The organism is Alkalisalibacterium limincola (assembly GCF_008017755.1).
In the GTDB taxonomy this organism is placed as follows: domain Bacteria; phylum Pseudomonadota; class Gammaproteobacteria; order Xanthomonadales; family Xanthomonadaceae; genus Alkalisalibacterium; species Alkalisalibacterium limincola.
This window is the reverse complement of the sequence record NZ_VRTS01000002.1, coordinates 428,489-447,981: the sequence shown is the minus strand read 5'-3', so window position 1 is coordinate 447,981 and position 19,493 is coordinate 428,489. Positions and strand designations below refer to the sequence as shown.

The following is a 19,493-nucleotide window of genomic DNA, read 5'->3' as shown; positions in this document are numbered from 1 at the left end:
GGTCAGCGCGGCGGTCAGCGTGGTCTTGCCGTGGTCGACGTGGCCGATCGTGCCGACGTTCACGTGCGGCTTCTTGCGCTCGAACTTTTCCTTGGACATTTCGAAAGCTTCCGGTGAGTTCAGGGATCGAAAGGGATGGTGCTCATGACTGGAATCGAACCAGCGACCTCTTCCTTACCAAGGAAGTGCTCTACCGACTGAGCTACATGAGCGCCGAATTGTGGTGCAACCTGGCGGATCCAACGCCACCCCGGCAGCGCCTTGGCACCGCCACGCGGGCCGGACAATGGAGCGGGAGACGGGAATCGAACCCGCACCATCAGCTTGGAAGGCTGAGGTTCTACCATTGAACTACTCCCGCGCCGGGAGACACATAAAAACGCCTGGAACTGGTGGAGGGAGGTGGATTCGAACCACCGAAGGCGTAAGCCAGCAGATTTACAGTCTGCCCCCGTTGGCCGCTTGGGTATCCCTCCGCAACAGAGCCAGCTATTCTGCGTCAACGTCCCGTGTACGTCAACGGTCTGCGTGCATTTCCGTGCCAACACCGCGGGCCGCTTCGCCAAGTCCTTGCCGCAGCAGGGCAATTTCCTCCCGCAACTGGCGGATCTCCCCGCTCATCTGCTCCGCCAGCGCCGGCTCGACGGCACGCCCCGCATCGACCACCGGCGTCAGTCCCGCCGCCCCGGCGTGCTGCGCGTCGAGCGTCTGCATCGTATTGACGATCACCGCGATGAACAGGTTGAGCATCGTGAAGGTGGCCGACAGGATGAACGGGATGAAGAACGCCCAGGCCCACGGATACTCGGCGATGACCGGCCGGGCGATGCCCATCGACCAGCTTTCCAGCGTCATGACCTGGAACAGGGTGTAGAGCGACTTGCCCAACGTGCCGAACCAGTCCGGGAAGGACGCGCCGAACAGGCTGGTGGCCACCACCGCGAAGACGTAGAAGATCAGCCCCAGAAGCGCGCCGATCGCCCCCAGGCCGGGGATCGCGTGCAGCAGCGCCTCCACCACGAAGCGCATGCGCGGCATCATCGAGGCCAGGCGCAGGATGCGCAGCACCCGGAGCGCGCGCAGCACCGCGAACGGCCCGGACGCCGGCACCAGGGCGATGCCCACCACCAGTGCATCGAAGATGTTCCACGGGCTGCGGAAGAAGCCGCGCCCCTGGGCCACCAGCTTCAGGCCGATCTCGACGGTGAAGACGGTCAGCGCGATGCGGTCGACCCAGCCCAGCAGGCCGCCGGCGCCGGCAACGATCTCCGGCGAGGTCTCCAGGCCCAGCGTGATCGCGTTGAGCACGATCAGGCCGATCACCAGCCGCTGGATCGGTGGCGACTCGACCCACGCGCCCAGGCGGGCGCGCTGCGCCCGGACCCACTGCACGATGCTGGGCTGGCTGGCGTTCACCCGTGGACCCTCAGACGTTGAACCGGAAGTGCAGCACGTCGGCCTCGGCGACCACGTATTCCTTGCCCTCCAGGCGAAGGCGCCCGGCCTCCTTGGCCCCGGCTTCGCCGCGGTACTTGATGTAGTCGTCGAAGCCGATCGTCTCGGCGCGGATGAAGCCCTTCTCGAAGTCGGTGTGGATCACCGCCGCGGCCTGCGGCGCGGTGGCACCCTTGCGGAATTGCCAGGCCCGGACCTCCTTGGGCCCGGCGGTGAAGTAGGTCTGCAGGCCCAGCAGCTTGTAGGCGGCGCGGATGACCCGGTTCAGGCCCGGCTCGTCGAGGCCCAGGTCGGCGAGGAACTCGTCGCGGTCGACGTCCTCGAGCTGGCTCATCTCCTCCTCGATCGCCGCACACACCGGCACCACCTCGGCACCCTCGGCCACGGCGCGCTCGCGCACGCGGTCCAGGTGCGGGTTGTCCTCGAAGCCATCCTCGCGGACGTTGGCCACGTACATGACCGGCTTGGCGGTCAGCAGGAACATGTCGCGCACCAGCGCACGGTCCTCCTCGCTCAACGGCTGCGCGCGCACCGCGGTGCCCTGCTCCAGCCCGGCACGGATCCGGCCCAGCACCTCCTTGCGCGCGATGGCCTCCTTGTCGCCCGCCTTGGCCGTCTTCTCGGCGCGCGTGTGGGCGCGCTCGACCGAATCCAGGTCGGCCAGCGCCAGCTCGGTGTCGATCGTCTCGATGTCGGAGATGGGGTCGACCTTGCCCGAGACGTGCACCACGTCGCTGTCCTCGAAGCAGCGCACCACATGGGCGATCGCATCGACCTCGCGGATATGGGCCAGGAACTTGTTGCCCAGGCCCTCGCCGGTCGACGCGCCAGCCACCAGCCCGGCGATGTCGACGAACTCGACCGAGGTCGGGATCACCTTCTGCGGCTTGACGATGTCGGCCAGTTGCTTGAGCCGCGGGTCCGGCACCGGCACCACGCCGACATTGGGTTCGATCGTGCAGAACGGGAAGTTGGCCGCGGCGATGCCGGCCTTGGTCAGCGCGTTGAACAGGGTGGACTTGCCGACGTTGGGCAGGCCGACGATGCCGCATTTGATGCCCATGCTTGTTTCCTCTGGCTTATTGCTTGGCGGCCGCCGCAGTGGCCGTGTGCAGGCGCTTCATCGCCTCGTTGGTCTCTTCGCCCACGATCAGCGGCGTGACATCGAGCGCTTCGGAGATCGCCCGCAGCATCGCGGCTTCGTCATCCACGCTGGGCCGGCCCAGCACCCAGGGCGTCACGCGGTCCTTGTTGCCGGGATGGCCGATGCCGATGCGCAGCCGATGGAAGCGGCCGTGGCCCAGGTGGCGCACGATGTCGCGCAGCCCGTTCTGGCCGCCATGGCCGCCGTCGAACTTCAGCCGCGCCACGCCCGGCGGCAGGTCCAGGTCGTCGTGCGCGACCAGGCATTGCTCGGGCTCGATCTTGAAGTAGCGCAGCGCCGCACCGACCGACTGGCCGCTGCGGTTCATGTAGGTGGCGGGCTTGAGCAGCCACACCGGTTCACCGGCGATCTCGACCTTGGCCGACTCGCCGTACAGCTTGCCGTCCACGGCCAGCTTCGCGCCCAGCCGCAGGGCCAGGGCGTCCAGAAACCAGAACCCGGCATTGTGCCGGGTCCGGAGGTGCTCGGGCCCCGGGTTGCCGAGGCCGATGATCAGTCGAAGCTTGGCCATGGCAGGCAACGGGCCCCGCCGGTGGACACCGGCGGGGCGCCGGGCTTACTCGCCCTTCTTCTCTTCGATCGGCTCGCCCGACTCGACCAGCTTCGTCTCGGCGGTGTCCTCGGTTTCCTCGGCTTCGACGCGGGCACGCTTGGCGGTGACGACCGCGTGGTCGTGGTCCGGGCCCAGCTTCAGCTCGGGGATCTCGACGCCCTTGGGCAGCTTGATCTCCGACAGATGCACGACGCCGCCAAGCTCCAGGTCGGCCAGGTCGACTTCCAGGAACTCCGGGAGGTCCTTGGGCATGCAGCTCACCAGAACTTCGTTCATCTCGTGGGAGACCACGACGCCCGAGGACTTGCCGGCCGGCGAGGTGTCCTCGTTGAGGAAGTGCAGCGGCACCGCGACCTTGATGGCATGGCTCTCGTCCACGCGCATGAAGTCCACGTGCATGATCTGCGCCTTGAACGGGTGGCGCTGCAGGTCACGCAGCAGGACCTTGGTGCTGGTGGCCTTGCCCTTCTTGCCCTCGGCCTCGACCTCGAGATCGATCACGGCGGCGTAGAACCACTCGTTCTCGGCGATGTGCAGCAGCTTGTTGTGGTCGATCTGGATCGCGACCGGGTCGGCGTCGCCGCCGTATACGATGGCCGGCACCTGACCGCTACGACGCAGGCGGCGGCTCGCACCCTTGCCCTGGTCGCCACGGGGGGCGGCGAAAATCTTGTGATCGGACATTGTCTTGTACACCTTCGTTGGTTGTGGGCCGGATGGCCCGAGCGCCTCCCCGCGACCAGGGAGGCGATGGAAGTCAGTCCACGTAGAGTGAACTGACCGACTCGCCGAACGCGATCCGGCGGATCGTCTCGGCAAGCAGTTCGGCGACACTGAGCTGGCGGATGCGGTCGCATTCGCGGGCCGCTTCCGACAACGGGATCGTGTCGGTGACCACCAGCTCGTCGAGCTGGGAGTTGGTGATGTTGCTGATCGCCGCACCACTGAGCACCGGGTGGGTGCAGTAGGCAAGCACCTTGCGGGCGCCATTCTGCTTCAGGGCAGCGGCAGCCGCGCACAGGGTGCCGGCGGTGTCCACGATGTCGTCGACCAGGACGCAGGTCTTGCCCTCCACGTCACCGATGATGTTCATCACCGTGGCGACGTTGGCCTTCGGACGGCGCTTGTCGATGATTGCCAGGTCGGCGTCGTCGAGGCGCTTGGCGATCGCCCGGGCACGCACCACGCCACCGACGTCGGGACTGACCACGATGAGGTCGTTGGTCCCGTGGCTGCGCCAGATGTCCGCCAGCAGCAGCGGCGAGGCGTAGACGTTGTCCACGGGCATGTCGAAGAAGCCCTGGATCTGGTCGGCATGCAGGTCGACGGTCAGCACCCGGTCGGTGTTGACCGAGGAGAACATCTTCGCCGCCACCTTGGCGGTGATCGGCACGCGCGCCGAACGCGGGCGCCGATCCTGCCGGGCGTAGCCGAAATACGGCACCACCGCGGTCACGCTGGCCGCCGATGCGCGCTTGAGCGCGTCGATCAGCACCAGCAGCTCCATGAAGTTCTCGGCGGTCGGCGCGCAGGTGGACTGGACCACGAACACCTCCTGCCGGCGCACGTTCTCCTCGATCTCGACCTGCACTTCCCCGTCGGAGAAGCGGCTCACCAGCGCCTTGCCGGGACGCGTCCCGAGCTGGCGACACACCGCCTGGGCCAACGGGCGGTTGGCGTTGCCGGAAAACACCAGCAGGTTGCCATCGTTTTGCACGTGCAATCTCCGACTTGTCCAACGCGAGCGTGGAAATCTGGCAGGGGCGGTAGGATTCGAACCTACGCATGCCAGGATCAAAACCTGGTGCCTTAACCGCTTGGCGACGCCCCTGTCGTCCCGGTTCCGGCCGAAGCGAGCGCGTCGAGCAGCGGCGAGCGGTCCAACCCGCGCGCCACGTGAACCGACCAGCCCGCGACCAGCTGACGCCGGGCGGCCTCGGCCCCCTCGCGCGTATCGAACGCGACGAAACAGCCACCACCCGTGCCCGTCATGCGGGCCGTGCCGAAACGCGACAAGTCCGCCAGCGCCTGCGCCACGCGCGGTTCGCGCGCGGCCACCAAGGGCTGGAAGACATTCTCGACGCATCGGCCGGAAACGAAGTCGGATATTGTCGCCGGGCTGGCATCCCGGGTCAAATCAGGTGCTTGGAACAGCGCCGCGGTGGGCACGTGGGTGCCGGTGTCGAGCAGCAGGTACCAGCGTGGCGGCAGGGTCATCGGGGTCAGCCGCTCGCCGACCCCCTCGGCCCAGGCACTGCGGCCACGTACGAACACCGGGACATCCGCGCCCAGGGACAGGCCGATCCCGGCCAGGCGCTCCTCGCCCAGATCCAGCCCCCAGAGGCGGTCCAGGGCCAGCAGCACCGTCGCGGCGTCGGAAGACCCTCCTCCAAACCCACCCCCGGCCGGAATTCGCTTGTCCAGCGCGATGTCGGCCCCGGGAACGGTGCCGGCGGCCTCCGCCAGTGCACGGGCGGCCCGCACCGCCAGGTCCTGCTCGGGCCGATCCGTCGCGCCCGGTCCGACGCGTTCGATGCGGCCGTCGCGGCGCAGGCGCAGGCGCACGCAGTCGCCCCAGTCCAGCAGCTGGAAAACGCTCTGCAGCTCGTGGTAGCCATCTTCCCGGCGGCCGACCACGCGCAGCATGAGGTTCAGTTTCGCCGGCGCGGGCCAATCCGACCACGCCGTGCGAGCCGCCTCAGCCACCCGTCGCCTCCCAGCGCTCGACCTGCAGGCGCACGCGCGCCTGGCCACGCTCGGCGAACACCCGTCGCGGCAACCGGGGGTCGCCGGCGTCCACCCAGTCGCGATACTCGATCGCCCATCCGGCCTGCTCGATGAGCGACGGCAGGCCGCGCTCGTCGAAGCTGACCCGCGCGACCCCGTCGCCACGCATGCCCCGGGCCCAGCGCGCCATGTCGGCCAGGGGAATCAGCCAGCCGGTCGCCTCGTACAGCAGCGCCTCGGCGTCGGGCCCGTCCAGGGGGCCACCCTCCAGGCCTTCGAGTCGAGCCGCGCCCGGCTGCCCACTCAGCCGCCAGCTCTGGCGCGACACCGGTGCGCTGAGCCGGATGTCGAAACGCTCGCCGTCCTGGGCCCACTGGATCCGGCCGCTGCCGCCATCCTGGCCATCGGAAACGGCGATGCGCCCGACGAGTGTCCAGGCGCCCTGGCGCTCCAGCGTCGCCTCGCGAACCTGCTGGCCCGCCAGCAGCGCGTCATCGGCATCGATGCGCACCGGTGCGCGTACACAGGCCAGCAAAAGCATGAGGGGCAGCAGGGACAGGGCAAGGCGCAGGTGCGGGTTCATCGGTCGAGTCGCTCCATCGTTTCCTTCAAAACCTCGTTCTCGGCATCGAGTTCCCGGGCCTCGGACCAGATCCGCCTGGCCTCGCGACGCTCGCCCAGGCTCCACAACACTTCGCCGAGATGGGCGCCGATCTCGGCATCGGGCAGGATCGACCAGGCGCGCTCGAGATGTTCGAGCGCCTCGGGGACCCGCCCGAGGCGGTACAACACCCAACCCAGTGAATCGATGATGGCCGGATTGCCGGGGTCCAGGGCCAGCGCCCGCTCGATGTAACCCAGCGCCTCCTCGTGGCGGTCGGTGCGATCGGCCAGCGTGTAACCCAGCGCATTGAGCGCCGCCGCGTTGTCCGGCTCGAACACCAGGATCCTCCGGAGGTCGACCTCGGCTTCCGCGATCCGGTCCATCGCCACCCAGGCCAGGGCCCTCGCGTAGAGCAGCAGCGGGTCGTCCTCGAAGATGCCCAGGCCACGGCCGTAGGCGGCCAGCGCCTCCGTGTCCCGCCCGGCCTGCGTGTAGAGCTCGGCCTCGAACAGGTAGGCGTCGCGGATGACCTCGCCATCAGAGTCGTAGTCGAGCTGCAGGCTGCGCAGCACCTCCAGCGCCTCCTCCAGCCTTCCGCGCGCAGCCTCGGCGCGGGCCGTGCGCAACTGGGCCTGCGCCCAGACGCGCCCTTCCGGGACGCTCGCGTACCAGCGCACGGCCGCCTCGAACTGCCCCAGGTATTCGCTGATCTGGCCCAGCAGGAGTCGTCGGACCGCGCTGGCAGGCCCCGGCGAGTCCGCCAGGCTGGCTTCGATCTCGTCGGCGAGGTCGGCCAGGCCGGAATTGTCCCGGGCGCGCGCCAGGTAGGCCGCCCGGGTCGAGAAGATCGTGTCGTCCTGGGTCGCCTCGGCCAGCACGCGCTCGGCCGCCTCGGCATCCCCCATGCGCTCGAGCTCGCCCGCGGCGGCAATGCGCAGCCCGGTGTCACCGGGCTCGGCGGCCAACGCGCGCTCCACCGCGGCGCGCGCGCCGCCCAGGTCGCCTTCGACGCGCAGCTGGGCGGCCTTGAGCAGCCAGGCCCGAGGCTCGTCGGGGAATCGCGAGACCGCGCCGGACACCAGGGTGGTGGTCAGCTCCGGGTCTCCCCAGCGTTGGGCCAGGCCCGCGAAGGCGAGCCAGGCCTGGAAATCGTCCCCGGGCAGCGCGTCGCGCTGCAGCAATCCCGACAGCACCCGTCCTGCCAGCGCCTCGTCCTGGGTGCCGGAGAGCACCTGCAGCACCACCCGGGACCCCCCTTCCTCAGGCAATGCCAGCAAGGAGGCCAGTGCGTCCACGGCCCCCTCCGTGTCGTCGGCGCGCATCGCCTGGATGGCCCGGGTGGCCAGCAGTCCGCGCGAATCGGGATCGAGCTCGGTCCAGCGCGCGACCGCCTGCCTGGCCAACGCCGGATCACCGGCCAGCATGGCGGCCTGGGCGGCCCGCTCTGCCAGTGCCGGGTCGTCGCTGGCCCGCGCCGCGTTCAGGTAATGGCGGGCAGCGGCCTGGAAATCCCCGGTCTGCACCGCGAACTCCCCCGCCATCGCCTCGACCAGGGGGTCCTCCTGCGCGTGCGCGGGAGGCGGTGCCAGGGCGATTCCCGCGGACAGCAGGAGCCCGGCGAGTGAACACGGATTGAGCCAAGTCATGGGTTGCGCGCCCGTGTGCCGGTAGAATTCGCGGCACGAACGCCGCATCTGTGCGGAAGCTTACCCGAACCCCTATCCCACGCATGGCGCTGATTGCCCTCGGGCTCAACCACCAGACCGCACCGGTATCGCTGCGCGAACAGATCGCGTTCAGCGGGGACCGCACCAGCCTCGCCCTGCGCGAGCTGCTGGCGCTGCCCGGTGTGCGCGAGGCGGCCCTGCTGTCGACCTGCAACCGCACCGAGCTCTACGCCAGCGTGGACGAAGGCCATGGCGACGCAGCCGTGGCCTGGCTGGCCCGCCACCACGACCTGGGTGAGGCCACGCTGCGCGACTACCTGTACCAGCACGTCGACGCCGATGCGGTGCGCCACCTGTTCCGGGTGGCCACCGGGCTGGACTCCCTGGTCCTGGGCGAGCCGCAGATCCTGGGCCAGGTGAAGGAAGCCTGGTCGGTGGCACGCGAGGCGTCGGCCCTGCGCACGCCGATGGACCGGTTGTTCCAGCAGTGTTTTTCCGTGGCCAAGCGGGTGCGCACCGACACCCGCATCGGCGCGAACCCGGTATCGGTCGCCTTCGCCGGCGTGCGCCTGGCGCAGCAGGTGTTCGCCGAACTCGACCAGGCAACGGTCATGCTGGTCGGCGCCGGGGAAACGATCGAACTCGCCGCACGGCATCTGGTCGACGCCCGCGCGAAGCGTCTCTTGGTGGCCAACCGCACGCTGGAACATGCACAGGCGCTGGCCAGCCGGTTCGGGGGCTATGCGCTGCCGCTTTCCGAGATCGGCCGCCACCTGGCCGAGGCGGACGTGGTCATCTCCGCCACCGCGTCGCGCGACCCGGTCATCCGCACCGCCGACGTCGGGGCTGCGCTTCGCCAGCGGCGCCGGCGGCCGATGTTCATGCTCGACCTCGCCGTGCCACGCGACATCGAGTCCGGCGTCGCCGACCTCGACGACGTCTACCTCTACACGGTGGACGACCTCGAACAGGTCGTCGAGGAGAATCGTCGCTCGCGTCGCGAGGCTGCCCACGAGGCCGAGGCGATCATCGAGCTGCAGGTCGAGCACTTCATGAACTGGTGGCAGGGCACCGAGCGCCAGGACGTGCTGCGCCGGATGCGCGACCAGGGTGAGTCGCTGCGCGACCAGGCCATGGCCCGGGCCCGCCAGCAACTCGTCGCCGGTCGCGACCCGGAGACCGTCATGCAGCAGCTGGCACACTCGCTGACCAACAAGCTGTTGCACGCGCCGACCGCCGCGCTGCGCCAGGCCGCCCAGCGCGGCGACGCCGAGCTGCTGCGCCACGCAGAGCGCCTGTTCACGAACGACGAAGACCCCTCCCCCGCGAGCGATCCCGACCACGATGCTGCCCAGCCTCCGCCGAAAGCTTGACGCCCTCGCCGAACGCCACGAGGAGGTGGGGCGCCTGCTGGCCGAGCCGGACGTCATCGCCGACAACACGCGTTTCAGGACCCTGAACCAGGAGTTCTCGCAACTGCAGCCGGTGGTCGACAACCTCGCCGCATACCAGCGTGCGGAAGCCGAGATCAGCGGTGCCCAGTCCATGCTGGAGGATCCCGAGCTGCGCGAGCTGGCGGAAGCCGAGCTGCCGTCGGCACGGGCCCGTCTGGCCGAGCTTGAGCATGCACTGGGCCTGCTGCTCGTCCCGGTCGACCCGCGCGACGAGGCGAACCTGTTCCTGGAAATCCGCGCCGGCACCGGCGGCGACGAGGCGGCCATCTTCGCCGGCGACCTGCTGCGCATGTACACGCGCTATGCCGAGTCGCGTCGCTGGCAGGTCGAGATCCTCTCGGCCAACGAGGGCGAGCACGGCGGGTTCCGCGAGGTCGTCGCCCGGATCGAGGGCCGCGGGGCCTATTCGCGATTGAAGTTCGAGTCCGGCACGCACCGCGTCCAGCGGGTTCCGGCCACCGAGTCGCAGGGCCGCATCCACACTTCGGCGGCCACCGTCGCGATCCTGCCCGAGCTCGACGACATCGCCGAGATCGAGATCCGCGATGCCGACCTGAAGGTCGACACCTTCCGCGCCTCGGGTGCCGGCGGCCAGCACGTCAACAAGACCGACTCGGCGATCCGCATCACCCACCTGCCCTCGGGCCTGGTGGTGGAGTGCCAGGAGGAGCGCAGCCAGCACAAGAACCGGGCCCGCGCGCTGTCGCTGCTCAAGGCACGGCTGCTGGACGACGAGCGCAGCCGGCAGGCCGCCGTGCAGGCCGAATCCCGGCGCCTCCAGGTCGGCAGCGGCGACCGCAGCCAGCGCATCCGGACCTACAACTTCCCCCAGGGTCGCATCACCGACCACCGCGTCGAGGGGCTGACCCTGTATCGCCTGCCGGAGATCCTGCAGGGCGAGCTCGACGAACTGGTCGACCGGCTGACCGCCGAGCAGCAGGCCGACGAACTCAAGCTGCTCACGCGCGAGGACTGAGCGCACCCGCGTAGACTCGGCCGCAGGATCCCTCCGGAGCAGCCGCAATGAAGCGCAAGGCATACGAAAAGGCCCTGGCCCCGCTCCAGGTGGAGCTCAACGCGCTGGCGCACTGGCTGCGCCACAGCGGCCAGCGCGTGGTGGTGCTGATGGAGGGCCGCGACACCGCCGGCAAGGGCGGCACGATCAATGCGATCACCCAGCGACTCAACCCGCGCCAGGTCCACGTGGTGGCCCTGCCCAGGCCCGACGAGCGCGAGCGCAGCCAGTGGTACTTCCAGCGCTACGTGCAGCACCTGCCGTCGGCGGGAGAACTCGTGCTGTTCGACCGCAGCTGGTACAACCGCGCCGGCGTCGAGCCGGTCATGGGCTTCTGCACGCCGCAGGAGCACCATGCCTTCCTGCGCGAGGCCCCCGTGTTCGAGCGGGCACTTGTCGACAGCGGGATCCGCCTCGTCAAGTACTGGTTGTCGGTCGACCAGGAGAAACAGGAGGAGCGCTTCGCCGAGCGCGCGGCCGACCCGCGCAAGCGCTGGAAGCTCTCCCCGGTCGACCTGCAGGCGCGCCGGAAGTACCGGGAGTACGGCGAGGCACGCGACCTGATGCTCGAACACACCCACACGCCGTACGCGCCGTGGACGCTGGTCGACTTCAACGACCAGCGTGCCGGCAGGCTCAACCTGATCCAGCACCTGCTCGACCAGTGGCCCGACCGCAGGCTGGAGGCGGAGCCCGTCACGCTGGAACCCCTGCCGGGTCCACCCGGGGTGGAGGAGTTCCGCGGACCGGTCAAGCCGATCGTCGGCGCGTACTGAGTCCGCGGTCGCTCAGCCGGCGACGTGCTCGTCGATCGCCTGGTTGATCTCCTCCGAGGTCACCGGCCCCAGGAAACGGCGGGCCACGCTGCCATCCGGGGCTATCAGGTAGGTCATCGGCAGTCCGCGCGGCGTGGCGAAGTCGCCGGCGGGCGCAGCGGCGTAGGGATCGATGATCGCGATCGGGTAGCTGGCCGGCACCCTGACGAGGAACTCGCGCATGTCCTGCGGCTCGATATCCTCGTAGGCCAGGCCGATCACCGTGAGGTCGGCCCGGGCATCGTGCAGCGCCGACAGGTCGGGGATCTCCTTCAGGCAGGGCGCGCACCAGGTCGCCCAGAAATTCACCACCACCCACTCCCCGCGCATCGCCGCGAGGTCGAAACGCGTGCCGTCCAGGGTGTCGAGCGCCAGCGAAGGCAGGCTGGTGCCTTCCCCCTGCCCGCCTTGCGCATCCGCCTGCACCGGTGCCGTCCGTGCCTGCCCACCCGGCTGCCCCGTCGCCGGTGCATCCGGCGTCTGCTCGGGCTCACCGGCGCAGGCAACCAACAGCCCGACGCCCGCCACCAGCAACATCTTCTTCCAACCCATCACGCGTCCCCCGTTTTTTCGATCAGTCGTCCCACCGGCATCTTCAGTGCCTGGCGCAGCGGGATCCGCAGTTCATCCAGGCCGGCCAACGCCGCCTGCCCGAGGTCGTCGTCGCGGCAGGGCACCGGCACCTCGGCCACGGGAATGCGCACACCGCCGGTATCGTAAAGCTCCGAGAGGGGCAGGTGGTTGAGGTCGCGCGACAGCATCCAGCTGCCGTCCTCGTCGCGTCGGATCACCTTGCGCGTGGCCAGCAAGCGAAGCATTTCCTGCAGCTGGTCGTCGCTCAGGATCGGCTCCAGGTCGTGGAGTTCGGACACCTGCAAGGCCGCGCCCTCGCGCTGGGCCTGCCGGAAACGGCCCAGCAGGCGCAGCATGCCGTACAGCTCGAAACCCTCCGGCAGGCGCATGGCGCGCGGCTGGAAGCGGAAGCCCGACAGCGAAGCCGCGAGCGATGCCCCAAGCAGGATCGCGACCCAGCTCAGGTACACCCAGATCAGGAAGATGGGGATGACCGCCAGCGCTCCGTAGAGCTGCTGGTAGGTGGGCACGCTGCGCAGGTAAAGCGTCAGGCCGAGCTTGGTGAATTCGAACAGCACCGTGGCCAGCGCGGCGCCGGCCAGCGCATGCTTCGTCTCGACGCGGCGGTTGGGCACGACCATGAAGGCAAGCGTGAACGCGCCCAGCGTCATCACGCTGGGCAGCAGCCGCAACAGGCGCTGGCCGACCCCGACCGCCCCGCCTTCGCCCTGGAACGAGGTGGCGACGAAGTAGGAGGTGAATCCAAGTGCCGCTGCCACCAGCAGGGTCCCCAGGGTCAGCAGCGACCAGTAGACCAGCAGGCGCATCACCGGGGGCCGCGCCTGGGGGACACGCCAGATGCGGTTGAACGTGCTCTCGATGCCACCCAGGGTCAGCAGGGCGGCGATGAACAGCACCGTCGCACCGGCCAGGGTCAGTCCTCCCACGCCCTGGGCGAAACCGAGGATGTAGGCCTCCACGGCGCGGGCCGACTCGGGGACGAAATTGCTGAACACGAAGTCGGTCAGCGCACTCGTCCAGGTGCCGAAGACCGGGAACGCGGACAGCACCGCCAAGGCCACCGCGGTCAACGGCACCATCGCGAACACCGTCGTGTAGCTCAGTGCGCCCGCGGTCTCGAAACAGCGGTCCTCGAGGAATCGCCGCCACAGATAACGCGCGAGCGCGACGACGCGTTCCCGCTCGCGCCCCGACAGCCAACGCCTGACCTTTATGAATCGTTCCATCGCCGCAGACTACCCCAGTCCCCGACACACCTGCATACCGGCACGCCGCGGCATCGGCTACCCTTGGCCGCATGAGTGAAATCCTGATCGCCTACTACAGCCGGGGCGGCTCGGTCGCGAACCTCGCCCGCCAGATCGCCCGTGGTGTCGAGGAATGCCCGGGCATGCAGGCCCGACTGCGCAGCATCCCGCCAGTGGCCGTCGTGACGCGCGAAGCCGCACCGCCCGAACCCGAGTCGGGTGCCCCCTACCTGACCCGTGACGACCTCGAGGACTGCAGCGGCCTGGTGCTGGGCAGCCCGACGCGGTTCGGCAACATGGCGGCCCCGGTGAAGCACTTCCTCGACGGCCTGGGAGACCTGTGGGCCTCCGGGGGCCTGGTGGGGAAACCCGCCGCCGTGTTCACTTCCACCGCTTCGATGCACGGCGGGCAGGAGTCGACACTGCTGTCGATGATGGTGCCGCTGCTGCACCACGGCATGCTGGTCATGGGCATCCCGTACTCCGAGCCGGTGCTTTCGAGCACCCGCAGCGGCGGTACGCCCTACGGTGCCAGCCATGTGGCCGGCGAAGCCGACGACCCGAACCTGACCGACGACGAGAAGGTGCTGTCACGGGCCCTCGGCCGGCGCATCGCCACGGTGTGCCGGCAACTGGAGGCCGGCGCATGAGCAATGCACAGCGCGTCGCGGTGCTGCTGCAGCTTGCCCTGTGCCTGCTCCTGGTGGCCTGGTACGGCTGGCTGCATCCGCCAGCGCAGCTCTCCGCGGGCATCGCGGTGGGGTTGATGCTGCTGCCCTCGGCGCCGGGCCTCGTGCTCGGTGCCCTGGGGCGACGCTCGGCGGCGTTCTGGTGTGGCGTGGCCTGCCTGTTCTACTTCAGCCACGGCGTCATGGAAGCCTGGACCGTACCGGCCGTGCGCGGGCTTGCACTGCTGGAGATCGCCCTGGCATCGGCGGTGGTCACCGCGTCGAGCTGGGACGGCGTCCGGGCCCGCTTCGGGCGGGGCTGAACGCCCTGGCGACGGGTGCCCGCGTATAATCCGCGACCTCACCCGGCTCCTGCGAACACCCATGGACCAGCTCTGCGTCGTCACCACCGGCGGCACGATCGACAAGATCTACTTCGACGACAAGTCCGACTACCAGATCGGCGAGCCCCAGATCGGGCGGATCCTGGAGGAGCTGGGCGTGGCCTTCCGCTTCCAGGTCATACCGATCCTGCGCAAGGACAGCCTGCACATCACCGAGGAGGATCGCGCACTGATCCGATCCACGGTCCTCGCGCAGCCCGCACGCCACGTCCTGATCACCCACGGCACGGACTCGATGGTCGAGACCGCGCGCGTGCTGGCGGACATCCCCGACCGCACGATCGTGCTGACCGGCGCGCTCAACCCGGCCCGGTTCCGCGGCTCGGACGCGGAATTCAACATCGGCACCGCCGTCGGCGCGGTGCAGAGCATGCCGCCCGGCGTTTTCATCGCAATGAATGGACGCATCTGGGATCCGGCGAGGGTGCGCAAGAACGTGGCCGCGAACCGCTTCGAAGCGATCTGAGCCGCGCGTCGGAATGACGAAAGGCCCGGCGTCGACCGGTGCCTTGCGTGTCCGGATCCGGGGATGCCCCGGTCGGGGCCTCAGTCGACGTCGATCGTGTCGCTGCACTCCAGCGTACCGGCATTGCACACCGTATAGCTCGACCCGCCGCGCACCACCGCCACGGTCTGCGACCACCCACCGGTGTTCTCGCCGGTGTGGACGATCTTTCCGTTGAACAGGATGTCGACCCGGTCGCCACCCCCCGTCCAGTCCAGGCTGTGCCGGGGACGCATGCGGGCACCGCCGACGTCGACCGACAAGCCACCCGGCACCGCCGGATCCCCGATCTGGAAGCTCGCCACGAGGCTGACCCCGGCATAGGCGGAGAAGCCACGGATCATCGCGTGATGGGTGCCTGCCTCGGGTGCCGCCACGGTGCAGGTTTCGTTGTTGCCCGGCGCGTAGGGGCGGCAATCCCAGCTGCCGGAGGTCGGCTGCGCGCCGAAGCGGGTGTAGAGGTCCGCATCCCCGGTGCCGCCGGACATCTGGAACACCAGGTTCGATGCCCCTTCGGGCACCTCGATGAAGAAGAACCTCTCGCTGGCCACGGCACCCTCGAGCCCGGTGACCGGGATACCGCTCTCCAGCGCGATCGGCGCCTGGGGGGGCTCGTCGCTCCACGTCGCCAGCAGGGTGACGCCGTCGAATGCCGTGTAGCCGATGACCTTGATGTACCAGTCACCGGCCTCGGGCATGGGGAAAGTGCAGGTCTCCTCGTTGCCGCTCGCCCAGGGCCGACAGTCCCACAGCCCCTCGTACACCTGGCCCCCATGGCGGACGTACAGGTCGGCGTCGCCGCTGCCGCCGCTGATCGTGATCACCAGCTGGGTGACGTCCTCGGGCACCGTAAGGAGGAACGGGATCTCCTCGCCCGCGGCGCCGGAAAGGCCTTCGACGGGGATGTCCTTGAACAGTGGCGCAGGCGGCGCGGGTGGCGGCACCTCCGGAGGCTCGGGCGGCTCCTCGCCCTGGCTCACCGCGACGGCGGCATTGGCGTCGACGATCCCCGCGCCGCAGCCACCCGGACAGGAATCCGGCTCGGGCAGCGGCCGCGCGGTGTCCTTGAGGATGGACTCCACCTGGGCCGGCGACAACGGTGTGTCGGCCACGGCCTGCATCAAGGCCACGATGGCGGCCACGTGGGGCGCCGCCATGGACGTCCCGCTGTAGATCGCGTAGTCATCGCCCTCCGGGCCCTGGGTTCCGCTGTCCACGGTCGACACGATGCCGGTGCCGGGCGCGGTCACGTCGATGGCCGCACCGAAGTTGGAAAAACCGGACTTCGTGCCGGTGCGCGTATTGGATGCCACCACGATGACGTTGTCGCAGTTCGCCGGGCGCGAACCGGCGGCGTCCGCCCCGGCGTTGCCGGCGGCGACGACGACCGTCGTGCCCTGCGACACGGCGAAGTCGATCGCCGACTGGTACACGGCGCCGCAGGCCCCGCCACCCCCGAGACTCATGTTGATGACTTCGGCCACGTCCGGGTTGTCCGGGAGCCCAGGCACCTCGCCGCCTGCGGCCCAGACGATGGCGTCGGCGATGTCGGACAGGAAACCACCACACTTTCCGAGCACGCGCAGCGGCAGCACCTGCGCATCCGGTGCCGCCCCGGCGACGCCGATGCCGTTGTTGGTGATCGCCGCGATCGTTCCCGCCACGTGGCTGCCGTGCCAGCTGCTCGGTTCGGGGGTACCGAAGTTGCACTCGCCGCCATGCCAGTCACCCGGGTCGATCGCATCCACGCTGCGACCTGGCGCCTTGCGCGAGGTTTCGGAGTCGGCGATGAAGTCGTAACCCACCGAAACCAGGCTGCCGAGCAGGTCTTCATGCGGCAGGTAGCCTGTGTCGAGTACCGCCACGACGATGCCGCCACCGGTCGAACGTGGCCAGGCGTTGGCCAGGTTCGCGCCCCCGGTGGGCTCGAAGAAGTTCCATTGCAACTCCTCGTACAGCTCGTCATCCGGATCGAGCTGCCGTTGCATCAGCGCATCGCGCTCGATGTGGTCGACTTCCGGCAGCGCATGGACGGAGGCCATGAAGGATTCAGCCTCGAGCGCATCCAGGGCGCGCGAGCTCTCCACGACCTGGAACCCGAGGGCCCCGGAACGCACGAATCGCACCGACATGCCGGCTTGCGCTGCCGTGCGCGTGCGGGCGGACAGCGCCGGGGCCGGGAAGGCCTGGGCGGCCGCCTGGTTCAGCACCGACTCGACCTCGTGCGCTTCGGCGGCCCCATGGAACCGCACGATGAAGCGCTGGCCCGCCTGCATCGCGCGGTCCGTCTCCTGACCGCCATCCATGGGTTGCTTGCCGGTCGTGCCAGCCACCGCAATGCCTGTTCCAGCCACGACGGCCAAGGCAAGCGCCGCGGCCAGCGGCACCCCCACCTTGCAAACTCTGTTCACTGTGACTTCCCCGGATGTGGTGGGTGTGCAGGCTCGCCCACCTTCCTGGCGGACGCTGGCTCCGATTCGGGAACCGGACCGGATGCAGGCCTGAAACTAGCAGTGGCCGGGGTCGGAGGCAATGACGGGCGGGGGAGCGCCTGGGCCTGTCCAACGACGACGCGCAGAACGAAGAAGGGCCCGGCTTTCGCCGGGCCCCTGGAATCCGCTGCCGGCCCCGGATCTGCCGAGGCCGCGATACTCAACGCAGGCTGACGCTGGCCGAACACGCCTCGCTGCCGGCATTGCAGACCTGGTAGGTGGAGGGGCCGCTGGACACCACTACCTGGTGCGACCAGCTTCCGGTGTTGGCACCGGCATGCACCAGCACGCCGTTGCGGAAGATCTCCACCTGTCCGCCGCCACCGGTCCAGCCCAGCGTGTGCAGCGGCCGCATGCGCGCACCGCTCGAGACGACCGTGAGGTCCTGTGGGGGCATCCCATAGCTGGCCACCAGCGTGACGCCCGCGTACGGCTGGTAGGTCGTGAGCATCGCGTAGTAGGTGCCCGCCTGCGGTTCGGCGACGACGCATTCCTCGTTGTTGCCGTCGCGATACGGCCTGCAGTCGTAGACCGTGGTGGTCGGCAGCGCGCCGAAGCGCGTGTGCAGGTCCGCGTCGCCCGTGCCTCCGGATATCGTGAAGCGCAGGTTGGACGCCCCTTCGGGCACATCGATCGAGAACGTGCGGTCGCCCCAGTCGCTCGTCGCCAGGCCGGTCACCGGGACGCCGTTCTCGAGCACCACCAGGGCCGGCGGCGGCTGTGGCGCCGGCGGCGGGTTCGGGTTCTCCGGCAGCGGCTCCTCACCGGCTGCCACCGCCACCGCGTAGGCCGCGTCGACGATGCCGGAACCGCAATAGATCGTGCAGTTCGGCGTCTCATTGAACGGCTTGACCGTGTTGACCAGGATCTCCTTGACCTCGTCCGGGGACAGCGTTTCGCCGGAGGCGGCGATCACCAGTGCAGCCACGCCGGCCACGTGCGGGGCAGCCATCGAGGTACCCGACTTGTAGGTGTAGTTCGGCGCGGCCTGGACCGTCGTGCCCGCATTGCCGAGCGAGGCGATCGAGTTCGGGCTGCCGGAACCCGGCGCCGAGAGGTCGATGCCCAAGCCGTAGTTCGAGAAGCTGGAGCGACGCGCATTGCGGTCGGTCGCTCCCACGGCGATGACCTTGTCGCAGTTGGCCGGACGGGCATTGGCGACATTGGTGTTGGCATTGCCGGCCGCCACCACCACGACGGCGCCCCTGGCGTGGGCGATGTCCATCGCGGCCTGGTAGGTCGCCCCGCACTGGCCGCTTCCGCCCAGGCTCAGGTTGATCACCTGCGCCGGGGTCGGATTGGCGTCGATGCCGGCAACCTCTCCTCCGGCCGCCCACACGATCGCATCGGCGATGTCGGAGAGCACGCCGCCGCACAGGCCGAGTACCCGCAGGTGCTGCACCTTGCCTCCAAAGGCCACGCCTGCCACGCCGACACCGTTGTCGTGTCGGCAGCGACGGTACCGGCCACGTGCGTGCCGTGCCAGGAGCTGTTCGCAGCACCGGTGCTGCTGGGGCACTGGTTCGCCACGCGCCAGTCGCCCTGGTCGGTCGGGTCGGCATCACGCCCGTCGCCATCGCGGGCACGATCGGGGTCGGAGATGAAGTCGTAGCCGGGCACCAGGTTGACCTGCATGTCGGGATGGTCCGCCACGCCGGTGTCGATCACCGCGATGACGACGCCTTCGCCGGTGCTGATGTCCCACGCCGCGGGGGCGTTGATGCCACCAAGCGCCTCGTAGTAGTGCCACTGCGCCGAATAAAGCGGGTCGTTCGGGGTCATCAGCGGCTGCATCACCGCGTCGATCTCGACGTATGCCACGGCCGGGTTGCGCGAGAGCTCGCCGATGAAGCGGCGGGCTTGCGCCGCATCAAGCTTGCGGTCGGTGCGGATCACGTCGGCGCCCATCGCCATCGGGCGCAGGTGCGAGGCGCGCAGGCCCAACGTGCGCGCGGCCTGGTCAAGGTGGCCATGCATCGAGGCAGCGGAGGCCTGCTCACGGCTGCCTTCACGGTACTTGATGATGAACTGGTCGAACTCACCACCCTGACGAGGGGATTCAACGGCGATGCCCTGGCGGGCGCCACCGGTACGGCCGGCATCGGACGCGATGACGGCGGGCGCCATG

At 69.3% G+C, this 19,493-nt stretch carries 19 protein-coding genes, 4 tRNA genes and 1 pseudogene; 6 read left to right on the top strand and 18 right to left on the bottom strand.

Going from position 1 to position 19,493, the window contains the following annotated elements; all coding sequences use genetic code 11:
* The 13 genes from FU658_RS05130 to FU658_RS05070 form a co-directional block, all read right to left on the bottom strand.
* Positions 1–99: GTP-binding protein (locus FU658_RS05130; protein ID WP_038082120.1), on the bottom strand; the 99-nt coding region annotated here is incomplete at its 3' end.
* A 37-nt stretch (positions 100–136) separates the two neighbouring features.
* Positions 137–212, bottom strand: a tRNA-Thr gene (locus FU658_RS05125).
* A 75-nt stretch (positions 213–287) separates the two neighbouring features.
* Positions 288–361, bottom strand: a tRNA-Gly gene (locus tag FU658_RS05120).
* 29 nt (positions 362–390) lie between these two features.
* A tRNA-Tyr gene (locus FU658_RS05115) sits at positions 391–476 on the bottom strand.
* A gap of 40 nt (positions 477–516) precedes the next feature.
* Positions 517–1,416 carry an ion transporter gene (locus FU658_RS05110; protein WP_222708354.1) on the bottom strand — a complete coding sequence of 300 codons (900 nt, stop codon included), beginning with the start codon at positions 1,414–1,416 and terminating at the stop codon, positions 517–519.
* A 10-nt stretch (positions 1,417–1,426) separates the two neighbouring features.
* Complete coding sequence (gene ychF / locus FU658_RS05105) at positions 1,427–2,518, bottom strand: redox-regulated ATPase YchF (RefSeq protein ID WP_147891067.1); 1,092 nt, start codon at positions 2,516–2,518, stop codon at positions 1,427–1,429.
* Positions 2,519–2,534: 16 nt separating this feature from the next.
* Positions 2,535–3,131 carry an aminoacyl-tRNA hydrolase gene (gene pth, locus FU658_RS05100; protein ID WP_147891066.1) on the bottom strand — a complete coding sequence of 199 codons (597 nt, stop codon included), beginning with the start codon at positions 3,129–3,131 and terminating at the stop codon, positions 2,535–2,537.
* 45 nt (positions 3,132–3,176) lie between these two features.
* On the bottom strand, positions 3,177–3,857 hold the full coding sequence (locus FU658_RS05095; RefSeq protein WP_147891065.1) for a 50S ribosomal protein L25/general stress protein Ctc: 681 nt from the start codon (positions 3,855–3,857) through the stop codon (positions 3,177–3,179).
* Positions 3,858–3,930: 73 nt separating this feature from the next.
* Complete coding sequence (locus FU658_RS05090) at positions 3,931–4,890, bottom strand: ribose-phosphate diphosphokinase (protein WP_147891064.1); 960 nt, start codon at positions 4,888–4,890, stop codon at positions 3,931–3,933.
* A 38-nt stretch (positions 4,891–4,928) separates the two neighbouring features.
* A tRNA-Gln gene (locus FU658_RS05085) sits at positions 4,929–5,004 on the bottom strand.
* Positions 4,983–5,819, bottom strand: coding sequence for a 4-(cytidine 5'-diphospho)-2-C-methyl-D-erythritol kinase (gene ispE / locus FU658_RS05080; RefSeq protein WP_147891101.1), 837 nt, complete (start codon positions 5,817–5,819; stop codon positions 4,983–4,985). The genes FU658_RS05085 and ispE overlap by 22 nt, the downstream gene beginning before the upstream one ends.
* Before the next feature lie 52 nt (positions 5,820–5,871).
* Complete coding sequence (gene lolB, locus FU658_RS05075) at positions 5,872–6,483, bottom strand: lipoprotein insertase outer membrane protein LolB (RefSeq protein WP_147891063.1); 612 nt, start codon at positions 6,481–6,483, stop codon at positions 5,872–5,874.
* Positions 6,480–8,150: a tetratricopeptide repeat protein gene (locus FU658_RS05070; RefSeq protein ID WP_187265925.1), complete on the bottom strand. Its 1,671-nt coding sequence runs from the start codon at positions 8,148–8,150 to the stop codon at positions 6,480–6,482. Before FU658_RS05070 ends, lolB begins: the two co-directional genes overlap by 4 nt.
* Positions 8,151–8,233: 83 nt before the next feature.
* Here FU658_RS05070 and hemA point away from each other — a divergent pair, with 83 nt between their 5' ends.
* The 3 genes from hemA to ppk2 are packed head-to-tail and all read left to right on the top strand — an operon-like array spanning position 8,234 to position 11,416.
* Complete coding sequence (hemA, locus tag FU658_RS05065; RefSeq protein ID WP_147891061.1) at positions 8,234–9,544, top strand: glutamyl-tRNA reductase; 1,311 nt, start codon at positions 8,234–8,236, stop codon at positions 9,542–9,544.
* Entirely contained in the window at positions 9,516–10,601 is a 1,086-nt protein-coding gene (prfA, locus tag FU658_RS05060) for a peptide chain release factor 1 (RefSeq protein WP_147891060.1), read from the top strand. Before hemA ends, prfA begins: the two co-directional genes overlap by 29 nt.
* Positions 10,602–10,648: 47 nt before the next feature.
* Positions 10,649–11,416, top strand: coding sequence for a polyphosphate kinase 2 (gene ppk2 / locus FU658_RS05055; protein WP_147891059.1), 768 nt, complete (start codon positions 10,649–10,651; stop codon positions 11,414–11,416).
* A gap of 12 nt (positions 11,417–11,428) precedes the next feature.
* Here the strand turns inward: ppk2 and FU658_RS05050 are convergent, their stop codons facing one another.
* Together FU658_RS05050 and FU658_RS05045 are read right to left on the bottom strand one after the other, a co-directional pair.
* Positions 11,429–11,992 carry a TlpA family protein disulfide reductase gene (locus tag FU658_RS05050; RefSeq protein ID WP_425477584.1) on the bottom strand — a complete coding sequence of 188 codons (564 nt, stop codon included), beginning with the start codon at positions 11,990–11,992 and terminating at the stop codon, positions 11,429–11,431.
* Between the two features lie 14 nt (positions 11,993–12,006).
* On the bottom strand, positions 12,007–13,275 hold the full coding sequence (locus FU658_RS05045; RefSeq protein ID WP_147891057.1) for a YihY family inner membrane protein: 1,269 nt from the start codon (positions 13,273–13,275) through the stop codon (positions 12,007–12,009).
* Positions 13,276–13,346: 71 nt separating this feature from the next.
* Here FU658_RS05045 and wrbA point away from each other — a divergent pair, with 71 nt between their 5' ends.
* The 3 genes from wrbA to FU658_RS05030 all read left to right on the top strand — a co-directional run bounded on the left by wrbA (position 13,347) and on the right by FU658_RS05030 (position 14,834).
* Positions 13,347–13,946 (top strand): NAD(P)H:quinone oxidoreductase, encoded by a 600-nt coding sequence (gene wrbA, locus FU658_RS05040; protein WP_147891056.1) that lies wholly within the window; start codon positions 13,347–13,349, stop codon positions 13,944–13,946.
* Positions 13,943–14,287, top strand: a complete 345-nt coding sequence (locus FU658_RS05035; RefSeq protein WP_147891055.1) for a DUF2069 domain-containing protein — start codon at positions 13,943–13,945, stop codon at positions 14,285–14,287. Before wrbA ends, FU658_RS05035 begins: the two co-directional genes overlap by 4 nt.
* 61 nt (positions 14,288–14,348) lie before the next feature.
* Entirely contained in the window at positions 14,349–14,834 is a 486-nt protein-coding gene (locus tag FU658_RS05030; RefSeq protein ID WP_147891054.1) for an asparaginase domain-containing protein, read from the top strand.
* A gap of 80 nt (positions 14,835–14,914) precedes the next feature.
* Here FU658_RS05030 and FU658_RS05025 read toward each other — a convergent pair whose 3' ends face one another.
* The 3 genes and pseudogenes from FU658_RS05025 to FU658_RS15105 form a co-directional block, all read right to left on the bottom strand.
* On the bottom strand, positions 14,915–17,179 hold the full coding sequence (locus tag FU658_RS05025) for a S8 family peptidase (protein ID WP_255505418.1): 2,265 nt from the start codon (positions 17,177–17,179) through the stop codon (positions 14,915–14,917).
* Positions 17,180–17,525: 346 nt separating this feature from the next.
* Complete coding sequence (locus FU658_RS15110) at positions 17,526–17,993, bottom strand: PPC domain-containing protein (RefSeq protein WP_255505431.1); 468 nt, start codon at positions 17,991–17,993, stop codon at positions 17,526–17,528.
* 279 nt (positions 17,994–18,272) lie between these two features.
* Positions 18,273–19,000, bottom strand: a pseudogene (locus FU658_RS15105) (S8 family serine peptidase); the annotation flags it as partial.
* Positions 19,001–19,493 lie beyond the last annotated feature (493 nt).

Bases quoted from the DNA above. Each gene is read 5' to 3' on its own strand.
- ychF (WP_147891067.1), bottom strand. From the start codon at position 2,518: ATGGGCATCAAATGCGGCATCGTCGGCCTGCCCAACGTCGGCAAGTCC.
- pth (WP_147891066.1), bottom strand. From the start codon at position 3,131: ATGGCCAAGCTTCGACTGATCATCGGCCTCGGCAACCCGGGGCCCGAG.
- FU658_RS05095 (WP_147891065.1), bottom strand. From the start codon at position 3,857: ATGTCCGATCACAAGATTTTCGCCGCCCCCCGTGGCGACCAGGGCAAG.
- ispE (WP_147891101.1), bottom strand. From the start codon at position 5,819: ATGCTGCGCGTGGTCGGCCGCCGGGAAGATGGCTACCACGAGCTGCAG.
- lolB (WP_147891063.1), bottom strand. From the start codon at position 6,483: ATGAACCCGCACCTGCGCCTTGCCCTGTCCCTGCTGCCCCTCATGCTT.
- FU658_RS05070 (WP_187265925.1), bottom strand. From the start codon at position 8,150: ATGACTTGGCTCAATCCGTGTTCACTCGCCGGGCTCCTGCTGTCCGCG.
- hemA (WP_147891061.1), top strand. From the start codon at position 8,234: ATGGCGCTGATTGCCCTCGGGCTCAACCACCAGACCGCACCGGTATCG.
- prfA (WP_147891060.1), top strand. From the start codon at position 9,516: ATGCTGCCCAGCCTCCGCCGAAAGCTTGACGCCCTCGCCGAACGCCAC.
- ppk2 (WP_147891059.1), top strand. From the start codon at position 10,649: ATGAAGCGCAAGGCATACGAAAAGGCCCTGGCCCCGCTCCAGGTGGAG.
- FU658_RS05050 (WP_425477584.1), bottom strand. From the start codon at position 11,992: ATGTTGCTGGTGGCGGGCGTCGGGCTGTTGGTTGCCTGCGCCGGTGAG.
- FU658_RS05045 (WP_147891057.1), bottom strand. From the start codon at position 13,275: ATGGAACGATTCATAAAGGTCAGGCGTTGGCTGTCGGGGCGCGAGCGG.
- wrbA (WP_147891056.1), top strand. From the start codon at position 13,347: ATGAGTGAAATCCTGATCGCCTACTACAGCCGGGGCGGCTCGGTCGCG.
- FU658_RS05035 (WP_147891055.1), top strand. From the start codon at position 13,943: ATGAGCAATGCACAGCGCGTCGCGGTGCTGCTGCAGCTTGCCCTGTGC.
- FU658_RS05030 (WP_147891054.1), top strand. From the start codon at position 14,349: ATGGACCAGCTCTGCGTCGTCACCACCGGCGGCACGATCGACAAGATC.
- FU658_RS05025 (WP_255505418.1), bottom strand. From the start codon at position 17,179: ATGGATGGCGGTCAGGAGACGGACCGCGCGATGCAGGCGGGCCAGCGC.